The following is a 22868-nucleotide window of genomic DNA, read 5'->3' as shown; positions in this document are numbered from 1 at the left end:
GCGTCAGGTGCCATGTCACAAAACCGGTGGCGCTCACACTGGCCTCTTCCCGGCTAAAGCCGGTCCTGCACACGCATCGCGCTGCACTTCATTCCCCGCGACCACTTCCAGAGCCATTACGCTATAATCCCGCCCTTTAGCTGTCTGCCGCCGTGGCGCCAGACACACCTTATTTGTCAGGCGCGTGATGCCTGCATGCAGACTTAAGAGGCTAGACCCTAGTGGCATTGACGATCCTTGGCCTGTCCGGCGCCCTTAGCCATGATCCTTCCGCAGCCCTGTACATCGACGGCAAGCTGGTTGCTGCGGCCGAAGAAGAGCGTTTCGTTCGCGACAAGCATGCCAAGAACCGCATGCCCTATGAATCAGCGAAGTTCTGCCTCGAACAAGCGGGCATCAAGCCTTCCGATGTCGACGTCGTCGCCATTCCCTTCGCGCCCATCAGCCTGTTCGGCGAAGCGCGCTGGCACTACGCCAAACGCTACTGGTATGCACCGGACCGCGCACTCGACGCGATTCTGATGGGCAACCGCCGCTACAAGCGCTATCGCAACAAGATCGTCTGGTGCCTGGAGCAACTGGGTTTCGATCCGAAAAAGATCAAGATCGAGCCCGTCGAGCACCACTTGGCCCACGCCTCCAGCGCCTACCACTGCTCCGGGTTCCAGGAGAAAACCGCGATTCTCGGGATCGACGGCAAGGGTGAGTACGCCACCACGTTCTTCGGCTATGGCGAAAACGGCAAGATCCACAAGATCAAGGAATTCTTCGATCCGGATTCCCTCGGCGGCCTGTATGGCGCGATCACCGAATTCCTCGGCTTCGAGATGCTCGACGGCGAGTTCAAGGTCATGGGCATGGCGCCCTACGGTGACGCGACCAAGTACGATTTCTCGCGCCTGGCCACGTTCGAAAACGGCGAATTGGTGATCAACACCGAATACGCCAACGTGATCGGCCTGCGTCGCTACAAAGAGAAGGGCAAAGGCTTCTACTTCTCGCCAAAACTGATCGAGTGGCTGGGTCCCAAGCGCGAAGGCGACATCGCCGACGAGCCCTACATCCACTACGCCGCCAGCATGCAGGCGCTGTTCGAGAAGCTGTCGCTGCAGATGATCGACCACTATCTGGGTGACATCCTCAAGGAAACCGGCAAGCTCGCCTTCGCCGGCGGCTGTGCGCTGAACGTCAAACTGAACCAGAAAATCATCGCGCGCCCTGACGTTAAAGAGCTGTTCGTTCAGCCCGCGTCGGGTGATGCCGGCACTGCCGTCGGCGCCGCCGCCTACGTCTCCCACGCCCGTGGCGTGCCGGTCGAGAAGATGGAGCACGTCTACCTCGGCCCGTCCTACAGCAACGAAGACGTGATCGCCGCCTGCGCCCGTCACCCGAGCAAGCCGGCCTGGCGCCAGATCGACAATACCCCGAGCGCATCGCCAAAATCATGGTCGCGGGCAACCCGGTGGCCTGGTTCCAGGGCCGCATGGAATTTGGTCCTCGTGCCCTCGGTGGTCGTTCGATCATCGGCTGCCCGAGCATTGCCGGCGTGGCCGATCGGATCAACCATCAGATCAAGTTCCGCGAGCGCTGGAGGCCTTTCTGCCCGTCGATGCTCGACACCGTCGCCCCGCAGATGATCAAGATCGATCACCCGGCGCCGTTCATGACCTTCACGTTCGAAGTGGCGGAAGAGTGGAAAACCCGCGTGCCGGAAGTCGTCCACGAAGACGGTACCTCCCGCGCCCAGGTGCTCAAGCGCGAGTACAACCCGCGTTACTACGACATGATGAAGGCGCTCGAAGACCTGACCGGCAATGGCGTCTCGCTCAATACTTCGCTCAACCGTCGCGGCGAGCCGATGATCTGCTCGCCTACCGATGCGCTGAACATGTTCTTCGGCTCCGATCTGGAGTACCTGATCATGGAAGACATCCTGGTGGTCAAAGACGGCGTGGAAGGGTCTGGACTTGACTGAAACACTGATCAGCGTTGTGATTCCCGCATACAACTATGCCCATTCCCTGCGTCGCGCAGTGAAATCGGTATTGGCGCAAATCCATGACGCTGCTGCTGATCTGTTGGTGATAGATGACGGTTCAACCGACGGTACATCAGAGGTGCTCGCGAGGCTTTCGGCTGAGAACCCCGGGCGCTTTCGGGTGCTGCACAAGCCCAACGGTGGCTTGTCATCAGTGCGCAATCGCGGCATAGAGGAAACCACAGGTCGATACCTCGTGTTTCTTGACGCAGACGATGAAATGGCGCCGGGCGCACTGGCGGGGCTCGCCAGTCATATCGCACGCCATCCCGACACTCATTTAGTGATTGGTGCGCACTGGTCGGTTTTCGCCGATGGCCGACGCAGTTTGCAGGCAGCCAAGCCGCTACCGGCGACTGCACGACAGAGAGTCAAAGGCTACTTGCTGGACAAGACCCTCTCCATTTCAAACGGTGCCTGTGCCATGCACCGCGACGTGTTTGCGCCGGGTAATTATCCTGAGCGTCTGCGTAATGTCGAAGATCTTCCTGTCTTCGCTCAGGTCCTGGGGCGCTTTCCTTGCACGGTGCTGGATCAGCCGCTGGCGTTCATTTACAAGCACTCCGACAGCATGCGTCATGACTTGCGCCAGAGCCTTGCGGCCGGCACGGTGCAAGTGGTGTGCGAGGTGTTCTCGGCCCAGCGCATGCCCGTTGAGTTTCATGACCTGCGCCAGGCATTCATGGCGCAGCGTTGCCTCTCATTGTTTCGTGATTGTTATTCCCACGGCGAGTACACACTGGCCAGGAAGTTTTATTTGATGGCGTTGAAGGCGCACTGGCGCACGTTCGCGCGCTGGTCATACACACGCAAAGCTCTGCGTTCGTTGTTTCGATAACCGGTTTCAGTTTTGCGCATGTGGTTGAGGGAAGGTCATGAAAGCGGCAGTTGTTAAAACCGGCACCCAGGTCTCTGGATGGGTTCGTGAAAATCCGGTCCGGCTGGCTTTCTGGGGCAGTCTGCTGCTTTCGTTGATTGCCATTCTGGGCACTGCAACAGTTGGGCGTGACGCCGCCCTGTACATCGATACCGCGCAGCGAGTCATCGACCACGGCGCTCAAGCGGCCTGGCAATCCTTTGACTGGCCCTGGTTCTCCCTCTTGCTGGCCGGGACCCACATCGTGCTGCACCTGCCTCTGGAAATGAGCGCGTACCTCTGGTGTGGCCTTTTCTTTGCCGGCGTCAGCGCGTTGATGGTTGACTGTGTTCGTCAGCGCTCACCAGAGCTTGCACCTTGGGCCTGTCTGGTGATGCTGGCGATGCCAGCCGTCAATTCGTTTCGCAACGACATCATTCGTGAATGCGGTTTCTGGTTCTTCTGCACGCTTGCGATCTGGCTTGCACTGCGTTGGCATGCCCGTGGTGGCTGGCTGCGCGCCGCCTTAATTCATCTGGCGATCATCTGCGCCATGCTGTTCCGGCTTGAGGCGCTGCTGCTGATGCCCGCATTGGCGCTCTGGCAGTTACCGGGGTTACGGGATGCGACCCGCCGCAAACAGGTGTTTCAGTTTGCACTGCTGCCGGTTCTGGGCTTTATCGCGGTCGCGGTCTCAGGCGCGTTCCTGTCCGGACGCCTGATGATCTATCTGAACATGCTTAATCCCCACACTGTCCTGGCCTCCTTTGATCTGCTGTCGAACCAGTTCGCCAATTCCCTGATCAACAAGTACTCGCAAGACGAAGCGGGACGCATCATTTTCTTTGGCATCCTGGCCTCCATGATGATCACGTTCGTCAAGCTGATGGGGCCTTTCGCGTTGCCCTTCGTGCTACGTCGCAACTGGGGCGTGCTGGGTACGTACTGGCGCGATTACCGGCCGTTTGCCTGGGCGGCGCTGTTGTACCTGATCGTGCTGGTGCTGTTCTATGTCAAAGAGCAGTTCATGAACAGCCGCTACATGAGCTTTCTGAGTTTGCTTTTTGTGCCGTTAATGGCAATGGGGTTGGCGTCGTTTGTTGGACAGTTCCCGCGCGTTGGCAAGGCGCTTGTTGTCGTAGCGCTGCTCGTGATGCTGTCAAACGTGATAACGACCGGTGCTGGCAAGACCCATTACGTGGAGGCAGGTCGCTGGATGTCGACCCATGTCGAGCCGAGCGCCCCTGCCTTCTTTGAAGACGGGCGCATCAGTTATTACGCCGGCCGAGGTTATGTGATTCCGGGGTTGACGCGTGAGCAAGCGATGTCCCCGCAGCACGCGGACGAGTATCAATACTTCCTTATCGACGCCAAAGAGAACGAGCCATGGCTCGTCGAGTGGCTTGAAGCACACCATTTCAAGGTTTTGGCGCACTTTACCAATCGCAAGGGCGCAACCATTCTGGCTATCGGTCGATAGGGGCGGTCAGCAGCAGGTGCAGGCGCTCGGTCATTCTGGACCGCCTGTCAGTCGGCAAGCCCTGGGCGTAGCCCTGCAAAAACGCCGCTCCCTGATCACTGCCAAGCAGCCACTGCTTGTCCTGTTCGTAACGTAACAAGTGGGCGAAGTTGCGCAAGCGCTTGCTGTCACTCAACGCCAGTTTCTGGCAGCGCAGGTCCGCGATGTCGATCAATCCAAGTTCATCGGCCGGCGTGAGCACAACGTTGCCCAGATGCAGTGAGCGGAAATACACGCCCTTCTGGTGCAAACTCGCGATAAATGCGCCTATTTCAGCGTGCAGCGGCGTGCTGTCACCGCGCTCTTTCAGCACCTGGCGGATGGTCAATCCGGGCAGCGGTGTGTAGCGCACGCCGTCGCGGCTGATGCTGGCAATTCGGTAGGTGGCGATGACATCGGGGCAGGGAATGGCGCGCTTTTTGAGGGCGTCGATGTTGTCGGCGAAGCGTTGCGCGTAAGGAAACAGCAAGGCCGAGCTGATCAGGCGCTTGCGGCGGAACAGTTTGAGAATGGTGCCGTCTTCAAGCAACAGAACCTTGTCCCCTGATCCGTCCGCTTCGAGCACGGTGGCATTTTCTCGCAAGGCCAGATAGGCGCTGTGTTCCATTGACTGCATCGACATACTTACCTGAACAAATGCGGCATGGTACCCGAGTCGGCCCGCCTTGGGTCGCAGCAGGAGTCGACAAATATGGGTTGTGCTACCATGCCCGCCTAATTTTTTCGTGCGGATTCCCATGAGCAGTCCTGATCCTCAAGCTAAAACGACCCTGGCGATTTACTTTCGTCTGTTGACCTATGTGCGGCCGTATATAGGCCTTTTCTGCTTGAGCATTGTCGGCTTTCTTATCTTTGCTTCCACCCAGCCGATGCTCGCCTACATCCTCAAATACTTCGTGGATGGCCTGTCCAATCCCGAAGCCAGCCTGTTCCCCGGCAACCCTTATATTGGCCACCTGCAATTGCTGCAGGCGGTGCCGCTGATGATCGTGCTGATCGCGGCGTGGCAAGGCGCCGGCTCGTATCTGGGCAACTTCTTCCTGGCCCGCGTCTCCCTCGGGCTGGTGCATGACTTGCGTGTCGTGCTGTTCAACAAATTGCTCACGCTGCCCAATCGCTTTTTCGACAACAGCAACTCCGGGCACCTGATCTCGCGCATTACCTTCAACGTGACCATGGTCACCGGCGCTGCCACGGATGCGATCAAGGTCGTGATTCGCGAAGGCATGACGGTCATCTTTCTGTTCGGCGCGCTGCTGTGGATGAACTGGAGACTGACCCTGGTGATGCTGGCGATATTGCCGCTCATCGCCGTCATGGTGAACAGCACCAGCAAGAAGTTTCGCAAGCAGAGCAAGAAGATTCAGGTGGCCATGGGCGACGTCACCCACGTGGCCTCCGAAACCATTCACGGCTATCGCGTGGTCCGCAGCTTCGGCGGTGAAGATTACGAACAGGACCGCTTCGAAAAGGCCAGCCGCAGCAACACCAAAAAGCAGCTGGCGATGACCAAGACCGGCGCGGTTTACACCCCGATGCTGCAATTGGTGACCTACAGCGGCATGGCCGTTGTGATGTTCCTTGTCCTTTATTTGCGCGGCGATTCCTCGGCCGGCGATCTGGTGGCCTACATCACCATGGCCGGCCTGCTGCCCAAGCCGATCCGTCAGTTGTCCGAAGTCAGCTCCACCATCCAGAAAGGCGTCGCCGGTGCTGAAAGCATTTTCGAACAGCTGGACGAGCCGCCCGAGCAGGACCTGGGGACCCTGGAGCGCGACAAGGTTTCGGGCCGTCTGGAGGTCAAGAACCTCACGTTCACCTACCCGGGCACGGAAAAACGCGTGCTGGACGACGTAAGTTTTGTCGCCGAAGCCGGCCAGATGGTCGCGCTGGTGGGCCGCTCCGGCAGCGGCAAATCCACCTTGGCCAGCCTGATTCCGCGTTTCTATGATCACCTGCAGGGCCAGATCCTCCTTGATGGCGTCGAGACTCAGGACTACACCCTGCGCAGCCTGCGCCGCCAGATTGCGCTGGTGAATCAGAACGTCACGCTGTTCAACGACACCATCGCCAACAACATCGCGTATGGCGATCTGGCAGGTGTGCCGCTGGAAGAAATCAAGAAGGCCTCGGCCGATGCCTACTCCGACGAGTTCATCGACAAGTTGCCTCAGCAGTACCAGACCCTCGTCGGCGAGAATGGCGTGCTGCTGTCCGGCGGCCAGCGTCAGCGCTTGGCAATTGCTCGCGCGCTGCTGAAAAACGCGCCGCTGCTGATTCTCGACGAAGCGACTTCGGCGCTGGATACCGAATCCGAGCGCCACATCCAGAAGGCACTGGAAAAAGTCATGCAGGGCCGTACCACGCTGGTGATCGCCCACCGCCTGACCACCATCGAAAAAGCCGATGTCATTCTGGTGATGGACGAAGGCCGTATCGTTGAGCGCGGCTCCCATGACGAGTTGCTCGGGAAAAACGGTTACTACACGCGCCTGCACGCCAAGCAGTTCGAAGAAACCGAGCCTGCCGAAATCGACCGGGCAGTCGATGCATGCTGAGTCACTTGCGCGCATGGCGTGAGCGAGGCTGGACCCCGATCGATGCAACGACCTACGCCACCGCGTGGCAGCAGTTCGGCGGCAGCGTTGCGACACACCCGCAAGTGATCGAGCGTCTGGCCGGGCTTGCGGATATTCCGGTGCGTTACCTGGGGTGGCTGCAAGACGACAACGTTGTCGCTGCGGTTGCCTGCTGGGACCGGGATCTGGCGCTGGCCAAGAAAGTGCTCAAGCAGCGTGATCGGCGGGTCTTCGATCTGGGTAACGCGGAAATCATCCTGCCGATAGCGCCCGGCGTGAAGGTGCCGGTGCGCCAGCGCATGAGCTATGTGTCGGAGTTGAACGCCGGCCAGATCGACACGCTCAAGCCGCAAGCCGAAAGCCTGGCGATCGCCCGTGCGCCCGAGGACTATTCCAAGAAATTCCGCTACAACCAGCGCCGCGAGCAGCGTTTGCTTGAGGAGGCGGGCGGGGTCCTGCAGCCGATGCTGGACTTCACGTCCGAGGAACAAGCCCGCATTTATTCAGGCCTGTTTCATGCCCGCTGGGGCTTCGACGTGCCGGGCAAGGATCACCTGGCCAAGGTGTTCGAGCTGATGCGAGAGTTCATGACCGGCTCGATGATCCTTCTGGAGGGCAAGCCTATTGCCGCTCAGGTGCTGTACAGGGTCGAGTCGCCACAGTGGGTGTCGGTCGAATACATCAACGGCGGTGTCGATCCAGCCCATCAGGCGCTGAGCGCCGGCAGCGTGCTGAGCTTCGTCAACACCCAGAACGCCTGGGCTGACGCGAGGGCGCTGAACAAGCCATTGCGCTATTCCTTCGGCCGCTCTGATCGCGAATACAAAGACCGCTGGTGCCAGACGGTGCCTGTCTACAAGGTTGGATGACATGTCCGGGCGCAAGCAGCAGCTTCTGAAACGACATCGGCGCAACAAGCGTCTGGCGCTGATCATCGGTCTGGTGCTGCTGATCGGCATTGGCATCTGGGTCGCGTGGTGGTTGGTGCCTCTGCTGATCGTGGCCGCCTGGGTGGCCCATGAAGCCTGGTTCTCCGACCATCTTTTTTATTCGCCCAAGAGCGATTACCACTATCAGTTTCCCGACGCGGCTCAGGCGCAGCGTGTTTCCGTCGTCAACGGCATGCTGGAACTGAGCGAGCCGTTGGCCGAAGGCGAAACGCTGATGCTGGAGCTCGACCTGCGCAGCACCTGGCTCGGTCGCTGGCTGGACCCGTACGTGTTGGCAGGCGACGACCGCCAGGATTTCGAACGAGGGTTTGCCGGGCGTCGCTACGTGAACCTGACCGGTCAGCGCGACGTGGTCGCTGACAGCACGCTGCGCCTCAAGGGTGGGTTCTGCCGCATCGCCAATGCCGGCTGTTTGTACGTGCTGAGCAATCCGGATTACCGCCAGCAACGGTTGATGATCCTCGCGCCCCACGCCGACGACGCCGAGCTGGCAGCGTTTGGCCTGTACAGCCAGGCGGCGGATTGCAGCATCGTCACCGTGACTCAGGGCGAAATCGAGGCCGAGCGCTACGAACAGCTGGGGCTGAACCGCGCCGATGCTGCGCGACTCAAGGGGCGCTTGCGTACGTGGGACAGTCTGGCGATTCCGTTGTGGGGCGGTGTGCCGCAGAGTCAGTGCGTGCAATTGGGCTACTACTGCCTGCAACTGCCGGCCATGGCCCAGTCGCCGGATCAGCCGTTTGGTTCTCGCGACTCTTCAGAGACCGACATTCGCAGTGCGCGGCAGCACAATCCGTTGCCGTTGCCAGGGGATCAGGACGGGGCGCCTACCTGGAACAATCTTGTCGCCGATCTCGCGGCGCTGATCGATGCCTGTCGCCCGGACGTCATTGTCATGCCGCACCCCGAGCTCGATCCCCACGCCGACCACATCGCCACGACCCAAGCGTTATATGCGGCAGTCAGCAGAAGCGCGCACACGCCCGAGGTGGCGCTGTTCTACGCCAATCATCTGCACGACAACGACCGCTGGCCCATGGGGCTGGCCGGTAAAGGTGTCGCGCTGCCGCCGTTTGTTGAAGCGCCCTCGGTTGATCAGATCTGGAGCACGTCGCTCGGTGCGGACGTGCAACTTGATAAGGCCATGGCCCTGGCGATGCAGCATGACCTGCAGGGATCACCACCCCTGAAGAAGCGCCTGCGCCGGCAGATTCAACGCTGGCTGGCCGGTCGCGAATGGCCGCTGACGGGAGACGACGAATTCTTCCGCAAGGCCGTTCGACGTCACGAGGTGTTCTGGGTCCGCCGCTTTCCGCGCCCGTAGTTGCAACAGTCGACGCACCAATAGAAGCGCCCTGTGAGGCGCCGTTTGAAGCACTAAGGGATTCGAGGCCAACCGGCCAGCCAGCGCTGATCGCTGTGCTAAGATTCCGTCCTTGTCCATTTCTGCCACGGGTTGTTCGATGAAGTTGTCCATGCCGCGTTTTGATCAGGCTCAAGTGTTAGTTGTCGGCGACGTCATGCTCGACCGCTACTGGCACGGTGGCACTTCCAGAATCTCCCCTGAAGCGCCGGTTCCGGTGGTCAAAGTCGACCAGATCGAAGACCGTCCGGGTGGCGCGGCCAACGTGGCGTTGAACATTGCAGCGCTGGGCGCCAAGGCGTCACTGGTCGGCGTCACCGGCACCGACGAAGCCGCCGACAGCCTGAGCAACAGCCTCAAGGCGGCCGGCGTCACCGCCAGTTTCCAGCGCATCGCCCATCAGCCAACCATCGTTAAATTGCGCGTCATGAGCCGGCACCAACAGCTCCTGCGTATCGACTTCGAAGAACCCTTTGCCACTGACCCCGAGGCCCTGAGCCGCGAGGTCGATGCCATGCTCGACGGTATCAAGGTGCTGGTCCTGTCCGACTACGGCAAAGGCGCGCTGAAGAACCATCAAGTCCTGATCAAAGCCGCCCGGGATCGTGGCATTCCCGTGCTCGCCGACCCGAAGGGCAAAGACTTCGCGATCTATCGTGGCGCCAGCCTGATCACGCCCAACCTCAGTGAATTCGAAGCCGTCGTCGGCCATTGCGTCGATGAGGCAGAGTTGGTCGCCAAAGGCGCTTCGCTGATGAAGGACCTCGATCTCGGTGCGTTGCTGGTCACCCGTGGCGAACACGGCATGACCCTGCTGCGTCCGGATCAGCCAACGCTGCACCTTCCGGCCCGCGCGCGGGAAGTGTTCGACGTCACGGGTGCTGGCGACACAGTTATTTCCACGTTGGCAGCGGCCATTGCATCGGGTGAGGAATTGCCGCACGCGGTCGCGCTGGCGAACCTTGCGGCGGGCATCGTCGTGGGCAAGCTCGGCACCGCCGCGATCAGCGCGCCCGAGTTGCGTCGCGCCATCCAGCGTGCCGAAGGTTCCGAGCGCGGTGTGCTGACCCTCGATCAGTTGCTGCTGGCCATTGACGATGCCCGTGCCCACAACGAAACCATCGTGTTCACCAATGGCTGCTTCGACATTTTGCACGCCGGCCATGTCACCTACCTGGAACAGGCCCGCGCGCAGGGCGACCGGCTGATCGTGGCGGTCAACGACGACGCGTCGGTGAGTCGCCTCAAAGGCCCGGGCCGCCCGATCAACAGCGTGGATCGGCGCATGGCCGTGCTGGCCGGTCTGGGCGCAGTGGACTGGGTCATCAGCTTCCCGGAAGGCACCCCGGAAAACCTCTTGGCCCATGTGCATCCGGACGTGCTGGTGAAGGGCGGAGACTACTCGGTTGACCAGGTCGTCGGCGCTGACATCGTCGCCTCTTATGGCGGTACCGTGAAAGTACTGGGGCTGGTCGCCAACAGTTCAACGACAGCCATCGTCGACAAGATCCGCAGTCAGGACTGATCCGACGCTCACCGTGCAGTGTGGCCCCCATTGCCGCTGCCATTTATGTATTCGCAGTTCGGTATATGAACGAATGAAAGTCATGTTACTGGTGATGGATGAGCAGCGCGTCATACTCGACGGCTTGTACGACACCGTGCGGCAGCATTGTGACGACTGCGTCATTTTTCGCCTGAGCAAGCAACAGCAACTGAATCTCGGGCCGTTTCTGGCCTCGGTCGATTATCAGCGCTACGACCGGGTGGTGATCTTCTCCCGGGTCAAACGGCTTGCTCGCCAGCGCGCGGTGCTCAAGTGCATTCCGGGGCTGATCTTTCTTGAGCACGATGCGTATCAGAACTACATGGCCGCCAGCAAATACCACGGCATGTATTCACGCCTGTACCGGCAGCTGCCGTGGAGTCGTGCGCTGGTTTCCGGCGCGGTGGTCGCGCGGCGCATGCGCGGCGAAGGCCTGGACGCGGTGTTCGTGTCCAAGGGCTATGACCAGGAAATGCTGCGCAACCTCGGTCAGTCTCGGGACATTGCGGTGGGCTTCCTCGGCAGCCTGAAGAGCCGCGAATATTCACAGCGTAAACAGCTGATGGAAAACCTCGCGCAGCGTGCTGGTGTGCTGGTGACGCGCACGGCCTCCGGCGCCGAATACCTTGAAACCCTCAATCGCATCAGGATTTTCGTCAGCGCCGATATTGGCATGGGCGAGTTCATGATCAAGAATTTTGAAGCCATGGCCTGCGGTTGCGTGCTCCTCGCGTGGAGTCAGGGTGAAGAGGACGATCTGCTGGGTTTCGAGGAGGGGCGCAACGTCATGTTCTACCGCTCCGAAGACGAAGCCGTCGAGAAGATCCGCCTGCTGCAGAGCGACCCTGATCTTGCCGCGCGCATTGCGGGCGAGGGGCAAACATTCGCCGAAGAGCGCTATGCCTTTGGCCGCGTGGGCCGCGATCTGGCCGACGAAATTCAGCGGCCAATGCGTCCGTGGCAGCGTCCGTCGGCGCTGACCCGTGCCTGGGTCAAATGGCGCCATGGCATGCAGGTGCCGGCCTGATGACGCTGCCGTCAGACCACGACAGCGCCGCACACAGTGAACCCCTTGTATTGCCGGGCGCCGATCAGGACGTGTTCGGCGCGCTTCCCGCTGCGCTGCACCAGTGCCTGGCGAACGCGGCACGGGTCATCCTGATCGCCAACAACCCCGCCATCACCCAGGCGGATTTCGATGCCTTGGGCGTGGGCGTGGACGATGTGGTGGTCAGCTTCAATCTGTGCACAAAGGCCGCGTTGCTGAAGCCTGAAAGCGTCAACCTGTTCGTCCACGGCTTCAACGCGCCGGACTGTTATTTCTTCGGGCTCCCCGCAACAGTTGAGGTACAAGAACGAGCCGCCCAGCCAGGCTCGCGTTGCTTCACGCTGCTGGTGGGCTGCGCCGTGCCGCTGTGCCCGCTGCCTGACGTCGCGCTGTATTGGGACCGCATCCCGCTGCCGGCTTTGGCCGAGCATTACCCGGTCGATCGGCCCAACGGCAAACGCTTCGTCGGCCCCTCCACGGGTTTCAACGTGCTGGTGTTGCTCGACTCGCTGCGCGCTCATGCCGGTTACCGCTACAGGCTCATGACCCTCGGTTTTTCCAACGAGGCCGGCAAGCTCTGGGGCGGTCATGCCTGGGATTACGAGCGCAACTGGCTGTTGGGCGCCGACGTCGAAGTGATCGCCCTCAAGCCCCGGAGCTGGTGGCGCACGCTGTTATTTCGTAAATGAACGAGCCCGTCCGCCGCTTGCGCGCGCGTGTCCAGGCGCATCGCCATTGATCCCGGAGAGTTTGTCAGTGCTGAACATTGCGGTCGCGTTTTTTGGTATCCCGCGCAACTCGGAAATCTGTTTTCCTTCCATTGAGGAAAACGTCCTTGGCCAGTTGCCGAAGGGCAGCAACGTCAAATGCTTTTACCACCTCTACAAGATCGACGAAGTGCACAACCAGCGCTCGGCGGAGAAGGGCGAGCTGAAGGCGCAGAACTACGAAGTTTTCCAGCCGATGACGGGCGTTCTCCAATCCACCGACGGCGTGCTTGATCGCTGGGATTTCGAACGGGTGAAGGCGATGGGCGACACCTGGGGCGACGAGCACGTCTCCCTGCGCAACCTGATTTATCAGCTCAATTCCTTGCACACCGTGACGGGCATGATGGAGTCGTTCGATCCGGACTTCGTGGTGTTTGTGCGGCCGGACAACTTCTTCCATTCGCCGCTGCCGGGCTATGCCTTTCATTCACCGCACGCACGGCGGCTGAACGCCTATATTCCGGACTGGCAGTGGTGGGGCGGGCTGAACGATCGTTTCGCCATTTGCGGCCGCGATGTTTACCGCGCCTATGGCAAACGGATCGAGCGTATCTTCGAGTTCTGCGAAGCGACAGGCCGCAAGTTGCACTCGGAGCGCTTGCTCAAATACGCGCTGCTTGAAGCCGATGCCCGCGTCTGCACGCTGCCGACCACCGCCTCGCGGGTGCGCATCACCGGCGCCTTCGCCGAAGAGTCGTTCTCACCGAAGCGCGGAATGGGCAAGCGTGAGAACCGGTATTTCCACTTCTTCGCCCGACTGCGCACCTGGCGCGATAAACGCCGCACCGAGAAGAGCTAATCGGCGGCCTACTTATGCAGGCCGCTGCGAACCAGTCTGACCAGCCGCCGCGCCTTGATCCGCAGCTTGGTCAGCCCTGACTTGGGCTTCTTCTTCGGTGTCATGCCCTGCTGCACCAGCCAGTCCTTCCAGCGAATCCGCTCCTCGCGCACCACCCAGCCCTCCTGGGGAGCAAAACTCTCGGCCAGATAAAGCCCACGCGTACCGGCAGGCGAAAGCTTGTCGTTCTTCAGGGTGTACAGCTCGGGCAAGGGCGAGCCGTTTTCCAGCGGCATCAGGTACAGATCCGGTTTGCTGCGGTTAAGGCGCGCGACCAGCTCGTTGTTTTCCAGGCTTTCATCAACGTGAAACATGCTTAACGGGCGAGCCTCTTTCGGCACCTCCAGGCGCATGTCATAGATCAACTGCAATGACGCGGTCGGCAAATGCACGTAAGCGCGGGGATTTTCAATCAGGGTCAGGCTGCCGCAGCGCACAGGGAGTGCCGCGCCGGGAAGCGGGGTGAGACGAAAGGGCATCGCTTCGCGGTAGTGCAGGGCTGCCGCGTAGGGCGCTGGCAGCCAGGTTTCATTGAAGCGCCCGCCGAGCCAGCCTTGGGGCGTCTCGATCAGGCACTCCTCAGCGACTTCCTGCACCGCCGTGTGCAACGGCAGGTTGAGTTCGTGGGCGGGGACGTAGCCGGAAATCAGCTTGAGCACCACGTCGCCTCGGTCCTTCCGACGCTGGCGAACCAGCACCCAGTAATCGCGGTTCTGCCAGCGCAGGGTCAGGCGCACCGAGACGCCAAGATTGGCCAGCTCAGTGGAGAACCGCTCGGTGTCCTCTACGTCGATCTTGCTGCGCCGCGCCAGGGTCTGGGTGAAATTCAGCGGCATCCCGATGCTCTGGTAGGTCAGGCTTTCCGGGGTGGCTTCGACAAATAACGGCAGGGTCTTGAAGTTGCTGGGGTTTCTCCGAATCAGGGTTCGCGGCATATCGGCTCCTTCTTGCGTTGGGGTCGGCCGTTTGTCTCAGGGCTGACGACGGATCACGGCAGCGGCGGTGGCCACGTTATGGGCCAGATGCAGCGGGTTGATGGTGCCGACGATAGCACCGGTGACGCCGGGATGTTCAAACAGCAACTCGAAACTGGCACGCACAGGATCGACACCGGGGCTCAGGCAAACGTGCCCGCTGGCCAGCGCTTTTTTGACCAGTACCGCTTTGCTGTGTGCAGCAGCGTAGTCGAGGACCGGCTTTTCGCCCTGTTCGTTGAGGTTGTACGTGACCATCGCGCAGTCGCCGCCCTGCAAGGCCAGCAGCCCGCCCTCGACGGTCTTGCCGGAGAAGCCGAACCCGCGAATCTTGCCCTCGCGCTTGAGCTCGGCGAGGGTCTGATACACGGCGCATTCGTTGAGCACGTGCAGGTCGTTGCCGTCGGAATGCACCAGCACCAGATCGATGAAGTCGGTTTCCAGGCGCTGCAGACTGCGATCCACCGAAAACCGCGTATGTTCGGCGCTGAAATCGTGCCGGGACTGGCCCGCTTCAAATTCCTCGCCGACCTTGCTGACGATCACCCAGTCCTTGCGCTGCCCGCGCAGCAGCGGTCCGAGGCGCTCTTCGCTGCGACCGTACGCCGGGGCGGTGTCGATCAGGTTGATGCCCAGATCCCGCGCCAGCTTCAGCAGCATCTGCGCTTCAACGTCGTCGGGAATCGTGAAGCCATTGGGGTACTTCACGCCCTGATCGCGGCCCAGCTTCACCGTGCCCAGGCCCAGGGGGGAAACGTTGATACCGAGGGTGCCGAGCGGCCGATGCAGATCGTGCAGGGTCTTCATGGCAGCAGTTGATCCCAGACAGGAATGGCGAGGGGCGGCTTGGGGAAGTCGGTGTGCGGCGGCTGCGGGGTGGGATGAATGTCATCCCGGGACAACGAGGCCAGCACACGGTCGGCAAAGTCGGGGGCCAGCGCCAGCTTGGTGGGCCAGCCGACCATCAAGCGGCCCTGCACGTCGACAAAGGCGTTGTCGGGGCGGACCAGACCGCTTTGCTGCGGCTCGGCGCGGTCCACGCGCAGGGTGGCGAACTGCGCCTCGCTGAGATCGACCCACGGCAACAGATTCGCGAGCTCTTTTTTCGCGGCGGCGATCTGCTCGGCGGGGTTGCGGGCAACGCCTTCGGCTTCGGCAATGTCGCCGCCCAGGTACCAGACCCACTGGCCGTCGGCGGCCGGATGCGTGGTGACGGTGATCCGTGGCTTCGGCCCGCCACCCAGGCAGTGGGCGTACAGCGGTTTGAGCGTCGGGCCCTTCACCAGCACCATGTGCAGCGGCCGGCGTTGCATGGCCGGCTGGCTCACGTTCAGTGCCTTGAGCAGATCAGCCATGCCTTCGCCGGCGCTGAGCACTACGCGCTGCGCATGGATCTCGCGGCCGTCGACGCGCAGCCCGACCAGTTCGCCGTCGTGGCGCAGCGGCTCGATGTCCTGACCCGAAAGCAAGCTATCGCCTGCCAGCTCCGCCAGTTTTTTCACCAGACTGGGGATGTCGATGACCAGCTCGGCCAGACGGTACACCTTGCCTTTGAAGCGCGGATCCTGAAGCGCCGGCGGCAGGTCGCTGCCCTTGACCTGATCAACGCGCCCGCGCACGGCCTTGCTGGCGAAAAAGCTGGTGAGATTGCCGGCGATGGTGCCGGGCGACCACAGGTAGTGGGCTTCCGAAAGCAGGCGTACGCCCGACAGGTTCAGCTCGCCTTTGCCGGCCAGCGCTTCGCGCCAGCGGCGAGGCATGTCGGCGATGGCTTCGGAGGCGCCGGACAGAGCGCCGTGCAGGGCGTATTTGGCGCCGCCGTGAATAATCCCCTGGGATTTGAGTGTCTGGCCGCCACCGAGGCTGGCCTTTTCCACCACCACCGTCGAAAAGCCCTGATGCCGCAGTCGCGCGTTGAGCCAGAGACCGGCAACGCCCGCGCCGACAATCAGGACGTCAGTGGAAATAGCAGATGACATGGGCACCTCAAATGGCGAAACGAATGCGGGCATTATAGGGGAAGGCCCTTTTCAGTAACCCCCTTTAATGACCGGCCGTCTTCGAGAACAGCTGGATCACCACGACGCCTGCGACGATCAGCCCCATGCCGGCGATGGCAGGCAGATCCAGTTTCTGGCCGTAGATAAAGAGTGCGGCAATGCTGACCATGACGATGCCCATACCCGCCCACACGGCATACGCTACGCCGACCGGGATGGTGCGCACCACCAGCGTGAGCATCCAGAATGCAATGGCGTAGCCGACGATCACCAGCAGCAGCGGGATCGGCGTGCTCAGGCCTTTGACGGCTTTCATCGACACGGTGCCGATGACCTCGGCACAGATGGCGATGGCCAGCAGGTAGTACGCAGACATGGTGTAGCTCCTTTTCAATGGCCGTCATTAAAGCGGCTTACCCGGCATGGAACAACCGGGCCTTTTGGGGCAGGGACGATGGTGGCTGGCGGAATGCGCCCGGCAAGATATGTGCGAATCTCGATGGAAATCTGACAGCAATTGGCTGATAAACTCCGCGCCCATGAATAGAACCCTCTACAGCATCCTGTTCCACCTCGGCCTCCCACTGATCGCCCTGCGCCTGTGGCTGCGTTCGCGCAAGGCCCCGGCCTACGCGCAACGGGTCGGCGAGCGCTTCGCCATCGGCCTGCCCGCCATGCAACGCGGCGGGATCTGGGTGCATGCCGTATCGGTAGGCGAGAGCATTGCCGCTGCGCCGATGATTCGTGCGTTGCTGGCCCGCTATCCGCAATTGCCGGTCACCATTACCTGCATGACGCCGACCGGCTCTGAGCGCATTCAGTCGCTGTTCGCCCACGAGCCGCGCGTCCAGCATTGCTATCTGCCCTATGACTTTCCATGGGCAGCCGGGCGTTTTCTCGATCATATCCAGCCAAAGATCGGCGTGATCATGGAAACCGAGCTGTGGCCCAATCACATTCATCAGTGTGCGAAACGCGGCATTCCAACGGTGCTGGCGAATGCGCGGTTGTCAGAGCGGTCCGCTCGCGGCTACGGACGCTTCGCCGGGCTGACTCGACCGATGCTCGCCGAGATGAGCCTGATTGCCGTGCAGACCGAAACCGAGGCCCAACGCTTCCGTGACCTGGGCGCTCGGCCCGAGTGCGTCAACGTGACGGGCTCTATCAAGTTCGACCTGACCATTGATCCGCTATTGCTGGAGCGTGCTGTCCAGCAGCGTGAGCACTCGCAGACCCTGCAACGTCCCGTGTGGATTGCCGCCAGTACCCATGGGGGCGAAGACGAGGTGGTGTTGGCGGCCCATCGCACGCTCATGCAAAGCCATCCCGACGCGCTGTTGATTCTCGTGCCCCGTCACCCCGAGCGGTTTAACAGCGTGTTTGAACTGAGCCAACAGCAGGGGTTTGCCAGCGTTCGCCGTTCGACGGCCGAGCCGGTAACCCCGGAAACCTCGGTTCTGGTGGGCGACACCATGGGGGAACTGCTGTTTCTGTATGCGCTGGCCGACATCGCCTTTGTCGGCGGCAGCCTGGTGCCCAACGGCGGTCATAACCTGCTGGAGCCTGCGGCGCTGGATAAGCCCATTCTCAGTGGCCCGCACCTGTTCAACTTCCTCGAAATCGCCGCGATGTTGCGTAACGCCGGTGCTTTGGAAGAGGTCGGTGACGCGGCTGCATTGGCCGCCGCAGTGCGGGGTTTGATCGACCAGCCCGAGAAGGCAAAGGCGATGGCCGATGCCGGGCTGGCCGTGATGAAGGCCAATCAAGGGGCGTTGCAGAAGTTGCTGGATGGGATTGGGCGGTTGTTGGGCTGATTTTGGCAAGCAAGCGGTCATCTGGATGGCTTGCGCTTAACGACAATCGTGCGTTCCGCGCAAATCCAATGCATGAGCGCGCTTGCCCGGGTCCTGGCGCGAATCGATAGCAGAGTTGTTGAGCAGGTCATGAAGGTGCTACCGGTAAACCTCCCGACGATTGCCCAGTTCGATGACCAAAATGGTAGCTCGCCGTTTTGGATATCGCAGATCACTCGTAGATCCCCAATTCGATAGCGCCACAGCCCGCCCTTGGGACCTGTTAGCGCTTTGCCCACGCTGCAAGGGTCGTCTCTGACAGCTACCCGTTCGTCCATGAAGTCAAGCACGCGCCGGGCGGTTTGCTTGTCGAGCTTCTTGAGCTGTTTCTTTGCCGTCTCGGTGTACTTAATCGTCCAGGCCAAGCTCTTTCCTTACATCGCTGGATGAATAAGTGGCTTCCTTGCCCTTTCGGACGCGTTCGAGTACGTCCGCTGCCAGGTAATACTCTTCAAGCTCAGGTAAACCTTGCTCGATAATTTCACGCAAATAAAAGGCTTTGGTCCGGCCGGTGCTAGCCGCGAGAACGTCGAGACGTGCTTCAGTCTCGGGGGTGAGGCGAATTGAGGTAGGCATGCGACTTCTCCGCAATACATGTATTCACTGTATCGCGCGGACGCTACTCGGGTCGCCGAAACGTTTCAATCGGCTTGTCACCGCTCCGTCGGCCGCTCGAAATTCTCCGCCGCTTCTCTCGCCAGATCCGGCGGCAGGAAGTCTTTATCGGGGTTGTAATCGGCTTTCAGGAAGCGCGACAGGTCCTGCAAATCCCCCGGGCTCAGGGTGCCGGCGGCTTGTTTCAGGCGCAGGTTGTCGAGGATGTAGTCGTAGCGGGTGTTGTTGTAGTCGCGCACCGACGCATAGAGCTGGCGCTGTGCATCGAGCACGTCGACGATGTTGCGGGTGCCGACCTGATAGCCGATTTCCGTGGCTTCCAGCGCGCTCTGGTTGGAGATGATCGACTGTTTGCGCGCCTGTACCTGCTCCACATCGGTGTTCACCGCGCGGTGCAGGTTGCGGGTGTTTTCCACCACTTGTCGGCGCATTCCTTCACGCTGTTGTTCGCTCTGGCCTAAACGAGCATAAGCCTCGCGGACCTGCGAACTGGTCAGCCCGCCGCTGTAGATCGGGATGTTCACTTGCAGACCGATGGTGCGTTGCTCGACGCTGCCGTGAAAACTCTGACCGGTGTAATTGGGGTTGGTAAAGCCCAGTGGGTCGTTGTCGCCTTTCTCGTACTGGGCCACTGCATCGACGGTGGGTGCGTGGCCCGCCTTGCGCTGCCGCAGGGTTTCTTCAGCGGCGCTGACGGCGTAATTGCTGGCCAGCAGATTCAGGTTCTGCTGCGTCGCGGTGTCGACCCAGGCTTTCGCGTCGTTGGGCGTTGGCGCAAGCACCGGCAGGGTGTGCACGATGCCTTCGATGGAATTGTAATCGCGGTTGGTCAGGGTGGTCAGCGCCTGAAACGCATCGTCGACCTGGCGCTTGGCGACGATCCGCGCAGCGCGGGCAGTGTCGTAACTGGCTTGCGCCTGAAGCACATCGGTCTTGTCCGACAGGCCGACATCGAAGCGTTCATTGGCCTGATCGAGCTGGCGCTTGAACGCTGCTTCCTCTGCCTTGGTCGAGGCCAGATTGTCCTGCGCACGGAGCACCGCGAAATAATCTTCAGCGCTTTGCAGAATCAGGTTCTGCTCGGTGGCCGAGAGCTGCAGGATCGCCTGCTCATTGACGTCCTTCGCCGCCTTGAGCTGAAACCAGCGATCAGCGCGGAAGATCGGCTGACTCAAAGTCGCGCGATAGACCGTGCCGCTGCGGCTGATGACGGCGGAGGGTTGGTCAATCGATGTGCGGGTGTCATTGATGTCGGCGCCGCCGGAAATGTTCGGCAGCAGACCGGCGCGTGCCTGAGGCACGATTTCCTTCTGCGCGTCATAGCTGGCGCGGGCCGCCGCAAGATCGGCGTTATTGTTGACCGCTTCCTGATACACGCTCACCAACCCGGTCCTGGTCGGCAGCGGCATGTCTGCTGCCCCGGCCATCGCATTCGAAGCACACGATACGGCGATGGCCAGTGAAAGTTTGCGCAGCATAGACATTCCCTAGTAATTGAAGCGGTATGAAGACGGTGACGTTGCGTCCGATCCAGACGGCTTTGGCGCCGCGTAGCGAGTGTAGTTCCAGAGGGTAGGGACAACAATCGGGCAAATCAGCCATTTAACGCGCGTTTGAATTCCGCACTTGGCGTTTCACCTGCGCCGCGACTAGACTGACCCCGTTCTTGTCGGGGTGCCTTGATATGAGGCTGAGATCGGATAATCCGGATCCCGTTGAACCTGATCAGGTTAGCGCCTGCGTAGGGAACAAGATTTCTCGTCTCCCGGCGAGTCCTCTTGAGTGTCGTCCGGGGTCGTCTTTGTTCAATTTCTGAACAGTCCGCGCCTCTTCGATTCTCAGCATCCATGTTGTCTCAGGGTGCATCCGTCCGTGCTCATCAGGCTCAAGCTCCGACAATTCATTCCGCCGCTGGATGATGTCTGGAGAGCCCGTGATGAGTACAACACTAAAAAACGCCAATCTGAGTGAATCCGCCCAAGTCGATTCGGGGTCGGTTCAGCCGTTCACCCGCTCGCAGAAAATCTACGTCCAGGGCTCGCGTCCGGACATCCGCGTACCCATGCGCGAGATCAGCCTGGACGTCACGCCGACCAGCTTCTCCGGAACAAACAGCTCCGGCGCAAACGGCGGCGGCGAGATCAACGCGCCGGTCTGCGTGTACGACACCTCCGGCCCCTACACCGACCCCAACGTCATCATCGACGTGCGCAAAGGCTTGGCCGACGTGCGTTCTCCGTGGATCGAGTCCCGCGCCGACACCGAGCGCCTGCCGGGCCTGACCTCGAACTTCGGCCAGCAGCGTCTGGCAGATGCCGAGCTGACCAGGCTGCGTTTCGCCCACGTGCGAAATCCGCGCAGGGCAAAGGCGGGCGCCAACGTCAGTCAGATGCACTACGCGTGTCAGGGCATCATCACCGCCGAGATGGAATACGTCGCCATCCGCGAAAACATGAAGCTGCAGGAAGCCCGCGCCGCCGGCCTGCTCACCCAGCAGCACGCCGGCCACAGCTTCGGCGCCAGCATTCCGAAAGAGATCACCCCTGAGTTTGTCCGCGAAGAAATTGCCCGTGGCCGCGCGATCATTCCCGCCAACATCAACCACGTTGAGCTCGAACCGATGATCATCGGTCGCAACTTTCTGGTGAAGATCAACGGCAACATCGGCAACAGCGCGCTGGGTTCGTCCATCGAAGAAGAAGTGGCGAAACTGACGTGGGGCATTCGCTGGGGCTCGGACACGGTCATGGACCTGTCCACCGGCAAGCACATTCACGAAACCCGCGAGTGGATCATCCGCAACTCGCCCGTGCCCATTGGCACCGTGCCAATTTATCAGGCCCTGGAAAAAGTCGGTGGCGCCGCCGAAGACCTGACCTGGGAGCTGTTCCGCGACACGCTGATCGAACAGGCGGAGCAGGGCGTCGACTACTTCACCATCCACGCCGGCGTGTTGCTGCGTTACGTGCCGCTGACCGCCAAGCGCGTGACCGGGATCGTCAGCCGTGGCGGTTCGATCATGGCCAAGTGGTGCCTGGCCCATCACCAGGAAAACTTCCTCTACACCCACTTCGACGACATCTGCGAAATCATGAAGGCCTATGACGTCAGCTTCTCCCTGGGCGACGGCCTGCGCCCCGGTTCGATTGCCGATGCCAACGACGAAGCGCAGTTCGGTGAGCTGGAGACCCTTGGCGAGCTGACCAAGATCGCCTGGAAGCACGACGTGCAATGCATGATCGAAGGCCCGGGCCACGTGCCGATGCAGTTGATCAAAGAGAACATGGACAAGCAGCTGGAGTGCTGCGACGAAGCGCCGTTCTACACCCTCGGCCCACTGACCACGGATATCGCCCCGGGCTACGACCACATCACGTCGGGCATTGGCGCAGCCATGATCGGCTGGTTCGGCTGCGCGATGCTCTGCTACGTCACGCCCAAGGAGCATCTGGGATTGCCGAACAAGGACGACGTGAAGACCGGGATCATTACCTACAAGATCGCCGCCCATGCCGCGGACCTCGCGAAAGGACATCCCGGTGCGCAGATTCGCGACAACGCGCTGAGCAAGGCGCGGTTTGAATTCCGCTGGGAAGACCAGTTCAACCTCGGGCTGGACCCGGACACCGCGCGCGCCTACCACGACGAGACGCTGCCGAAAGACTCGGCCAAGGTCGCGCATTTCTGCTCGATGTGCGGGCCGAAATTCTGCTCGATGAAAATCACCCAGGAAGTGCGTGAGTACGCCGCCAACCAGAAGATCAGCGCGGTGGACGTGTCGGTGGACGAAGGCATGCGCGAACAGTCCGAGCGGTTCAGAAAGGAAGGGAGCCAGCTTTACAAGAAGGTTTGATCTGCATGCGCTTGTTTAGCGCCGCGTGATCGTTCCCACGCTCCGCGTGGTAATGCCGCCTCTGAC

19 protein-coding genes, 1 pseudogene and 1 riboswitch are annotated in these 22868 nt (G+C 61.0%); of the genes and pseudogenes, 12 read left to right on the top strand and 8 right to left on the bottom strand.

All coding sequences use genetic code 11. The features are described 5' to 3' along the window. The first annotated feature begins 221 nt into the window (after positions 1-221). From OKW98_RS26900 to OKW98_RS26890, 3 genes and pseudogenes are all read left to right on the top strand, one after another. Positions 222-1975: pseudogene (locus OKW98_RS26900) on the top strand (carbamoyltransferase). Then, on the top strand, positions 1968-2876 hold the full coding sequence (locus tag OKW98_RS26895) for a glycosyltransferase family 2 protein (protein WP_265387394.1): 909 nt from the start codon (positions 1968-1970) through the stop codon (positions 2874-2876). The pseudogene OKW98_RS26900 and the gene OKW98_RS26895 overlap by 8 nt, the downstream one beginning before the upstream one ends. Positions 2877-2913: 37 nt before the next feature. Then, positions 2914-4374 (top strand): hypothetical protein, encoded by a 1461-nt coding sequence (locus OKW98_RS26890; RefSeq protein WP_265387393.1) that lies wholly within the window; start codon positions 2914-2916, stop codon positions 4372-4374. Here the strand turns inward: OKW98_RS26890 and OKW98_RS26885 are convergent. Next, positions 4361-5029 carry a toluene tolerance protein gene (locus OKW98_RS26885; protein ID WP_265387392.1) on the bottom strand — a complete coding sequence of 223 codons (669 nt, stop codon included), beginning with the start codon at positions 5027-5029 and terminating at the stop codon, positions 4361-4363. The two genes, OKW98_RS26890 and OKW98_RS26885, sit on opposite strands and share 14 nt — an antisense overlap. Positions 5030-5150: 121 nt before the next feature. Here OKW98_RS26885 and msbA point away from each other — a divergent pair, with 121 nt between their 5' ends. The 7 genes from msbA to OKW98_RS26850 all read left to right on the top strand — a co-directional run bounded on the left by msbA (position 5151) and on the right by OKW98_RS26850 (position 13468). Beyond that, positions 5151-6971: a lipid A export permease/ATP-binding protein MsbA gene (msbA, locus tag OKW98_RS26880; RefSeq protein ID WP_265387391.1), complete on the top strand. Its 1821-nt coding sequence runs from the start codon at positions 5151-5153 to the stop codon at positions 6969-6971. Next, a complete protein-coding gene (locus OKW98_RS26875; RefSeq protein WP_265387390.1) occupies positions 6965-7861 on the top strand; it encodes a GNAT family N-acetyltransferase in 897 nt (298 codons plus the stop codon). Before msbA ends, OKW98_RS26875 begins: the two co-directional genes overlap by 7 nt. Position 7862: 1 nt before the next feature. After that, entirely contained in the window at positions 7863-9266 is a 1404-nt protein-coding gene (locus tag OKW98_RS26870) for a PIG-L deacetylase family protein (protein ID WP_265387389.1), read from the top strand. 139 nt (positions 9267-9405) lie between these two features. Then, on the top strand, positions 9406-10830 hold the full coding sequence (gene hldE / locus OKW98_RS26865; RefSeq protein WP_265387388.1) for a bifunctional D-glycero-beta-D-manno-heptose-7-phosphate kinase/D-glycero-beta-D-manno-heptose 1-phosphate adenylyltransferase HldE: 1425 nt from the start codon (positions 9406-9408) through the stop codon (positions 10828-10830). A 73-nt stretch (positions 10831-10903) separates the two neighbouring features. After that, complete coding sequence (locus OKW98_RS26860) at positions 10904-11878, top strand: glycosyltransferase (protein WP_265387387.1); 975 nt, start codon at positions 10904-10906, stop codon at positions 11876-11878. Beyond that, the gene (locus OKW98_RS26855) at positions 11878-12588 is read left to right on the top strand and encodes a hypothetical protein (RefSeq protein WP_265387386.1); all 711 of its coding nucleotides are present in this window, start codon (positions 11878-11880) and stop codon (positions 12586-12588) included. Before OKW98_RS26860 ends, OKW98_RS26855 begins: the two co-directional genes overlap by 1 nt. A 67-nt stretch (positions 12589-12655) precedes the next feature. Beyond that, complete coding sequence (locus OKW98_RS26850; protein ID WP_265387385.1) at positions 12656-13468, top strand: hypothetical protein; 813 nt, start codon at positions 12656-12658, stop codon at positions 13466-13468. An 8-nt stretch (positions 13469-13476) separates the two neighbouring features. Here OKW98_RS26850 and OKW98_RS26845 read toward each other — a convergent pair whose 3' ends face one another. From OKW98_RS26845 to OKW98_RS26830, 4 genes are all read right to left on the bottom strand, one after another. Then, a complete protein-coding gene (locus tag OKW98_RS26845; RefSeq protein WP_265387384.1) occupies positions 13477-14442 on the bottom strand; it encodes a metal ABC transporter ATPase in 966 nt (321 codons plus the stop codon). Positions 14443-14478: 36 nt separating this feature from the next. Then, positions 14479-15288, bottom strand: coding sequence for an aldo/keto reductase (locus tag OKW98_RS26840; protein WP_265387383.1), 810 nt, complete (start codon positions 15286-15288; stop codon positions 14479-14481). Beyond that, the gene (locus tag OKW98_RS26835; protein ID WP_265387382.1) at positions 15285-16460 is read right to left on the bottom strand and encodes an NAD(P)/FAD-dependent oxidoreductase; all 1176 of its coding nucleotides are present in this window, start codon (positions 16458-16460) and stop codon (positions 15285-15287) included. Before OKW98_RS26835 ends, OKW98_RS26840 begins: the two co-directional genes overlap by 4 nt. Before the next feature lie 64 nt (positions 16461-16524). Then, positions 16525-16857, bottom strand: coding sequence for a DMT family transporter (locus OKW98_RS26830; RefSeq protein WP_133774590.1), 333 nt, complete (start codon positions 16855-16857; stop codon positions 16525-16527). A gap of 163 nt (positions 16858-17020) precedes the next feature. Here OKW98_RS26830 and waaA point away from each other — a divergent pair, with 163 nt between their 5' ends. Further along, on the top strand, positions 17021-18295 hold the full coding sequence (waaA, locus tag OKW98_RS26825; protein ID WP_265387381.1) for a lipid IV(A) 3-deoxy-D-manno-octulosonic acid transferase: 1275 nt from the start codon (positions 17021-17023) through the stop codon (positions 18293-18295). A 17-nt stretch (positions 18296-18312) separates the two neighbouring features. On the opposite strand, the gene OKW98_RS26820 is transcribed toward waaA, so the two are convergent. The 3 genes from OKW98_RS26820 to OKW98_RS26810 form a co-directional block, all read right to left on the bottom strand. Continuing rightward, complete coding sequence (locus OKW98_RS26820) at positions 18313-18699, bottom strand: type II toxin-antitoxin system RelE family toxin (protein WP_265387380.1); 387 nt, start codon at positions 18697-18699, stop codon at positions 18313-18315. Next, a complete protein-coding gene (locus OKW98_RS26815) occupies positions 18683-18910 on the bottom strand; it encodes a ribbon-helix-helix protein, CopG family (RefSeq protein ID WP_074892231.1) in 228 nt (75 codons plus the stop codon). The genes OKW98_RS26820 and OKW98_RS26815 overlap by 17 nt, the downstream gene beginning before the upstream one ends. Positions 18911-18987: 77 nt before the next feature. Beyond that, positions 18988-20427: a TolC family outer membrane protein gene (locus OKW98_RS26810; protein WP_265387379.1), complete on the bottom strand. Its 1440-nt coding sequence runs from the start codon at positions 20425-20427 to the stop codon at positions 18988-18990. Positions 20428-20609: 182 nt separating this feature from the next. Then, a riboswitch (TPP riboswitch) is annotated at positions 20610-20714 on the top strand. 171 nt (positions 20715-20885) lie between these two features. Between OKW98_RS26810 and thiC the strand changes: the two genes are divergently transcribed. Then, a complete protein-coding gene (gene thiC / locus OKW98_RS26805; RefSeq protein ID WP_265387378.1) occupies positions 20886-22802 on the top strand; it encodes a phosphomethylpyrimidine synthase ThiC in 1917 nt (638 codons plus the stop codon). Positions 22803-22868 lie beyond the last annotated feature (66 nt).

It is taken from the genome of Pseudomonas sp. KU26590, from assembly GCF_026153515.1.
Lineage (GTDB): Bacteria > Pseudomonadota > Gammaproteobacteria > Pseudomonadales > Pseudomonadaceae > Aquipseudomonas.
Note: the sequence above shows the minus strand (reverse complement) of the source record. Positions and strands in the feature narration are given on the sequence as shown.

What these genes read in the sequence shown, in the direction of transcription:
- OKW98_RS26810 (WP_265387379.1), bottom strand. Translation starts at nt 20,427, where the DNA reads ATGCTGCGCAAACTTTCACTGGCCATCGCCGTATCGTGTGCTTCGAAT.
- OKW98_RS26845 (WP_265387384.1), bottom strand. Translation starts at nt 14,442, where the DNA reads ATGCCGCGAACCCTGATTCGGAGAAACCCCAGCAACTTCAAGACCCTG.
- OKW98_RS26840 (WP_265387383.1), bottom strand. Translation starts at nt 15,288, where the DNA reads ATGAAGACCCTGCACGATCTGCATCGGCCGCTCGGCACCCTCGGTATC.
- msbA (WP_265387391.1), top strand. Translation starts at nt 5,151, where the DNA reads ATGAGCAGTCCTGATCCTCAAGCTAAAACGACCCTGGCGATTTACTTT.
- OKW98_RS26830 (WP_133774590.1), bottom strand. Translation starts at nt 16,857, where the DNA reads ATGTCTGCGTACTACCTGCTGGCCATCGCCATCTGTGCCGAGGTCATC.
- OKW98_RS26855 (WP_265387386.1), top strand. Translation starts at nt 11,878, where the DNA reads ATGACGCTGCCGTCAGACCACGACAGCGCCGCACACAGTGAACCCCTT.
- OKW98_RS26885 (WP_265387392.1), bottom strand. Translation starts at nt 5,029, where the DNA reads ATGCAGTCAATGGAACACAGCGCCTATCTGGCCTTGCGAGAAAATGCC.
- hldE (WP_265387388.1), top strand. Translation starts at nt 9,406, where the DNA reads ATGAAGTTGTCCATGCCGCGTTTTGATCAGGCTCAAGTGTTAGTTGTC.
- OKW98_RS26815 (WP_074892231.1), bottom strand. Translation starts at nt 18,910, where the DNA reads ATGCCTACCTCAATTCGCCTCACCCCCGAGACTGAAGCACGTCTCGAC.
- OKW98_RS26860 (WP_265387387.1), top strand. Translation starts at nt 10,904, where the DNA reads ATGAAAGTCATGTTACTGGTGATGGATGAGCAGCGCGTCATACTCGAC.
- OKW98_RS26890 (WP_265387393.1), top strand. Translation starts at nt 2,914, where the DNA reads ATGAAAGCGGCAGTTGTTAAAACCGGCACCCAGGTCTCTGGATGGGTT.
- thiC (WP_265387378.1), top strand. Translation starts at nt 20,886, where the DNA reads ATGAGTACAACACTAAAAAACGCCAATCTGAGTGAATCCGCCCAAGTC.
- OKW98_RS26870 (WP_265387389.1), top strand. Translation starts at nt 7,863, where the DNA reads ATGTCCGGGCGCAAGCAGCAGCTTCTGAAACGACATCGGCGCAACAAG.
- waaA (WP_265387381.1), top strand. Translation starts at nt 17,021, where the DNA reads ATGAATAGAACCCTCTACAGCATCCTGTTCCACCTCGGCCTCCCACTG.
- OKW98_RS26875 (WP_265387390.1), top strand. Translation starts at nt 6,965, where the DNA reads ATGCTGAGTCACTTGCGCGCATGGCGTGAGCGAGGCTGGACCCCGATC.
- OKW98_RS26835 (WP_265387382.1), bottom strand. Translation starts at nt 16,460, where the DNA reads ATGTCATCTGCTATTTCCACTGACGTCCTGATTGTCGGCGCGGGCGTT.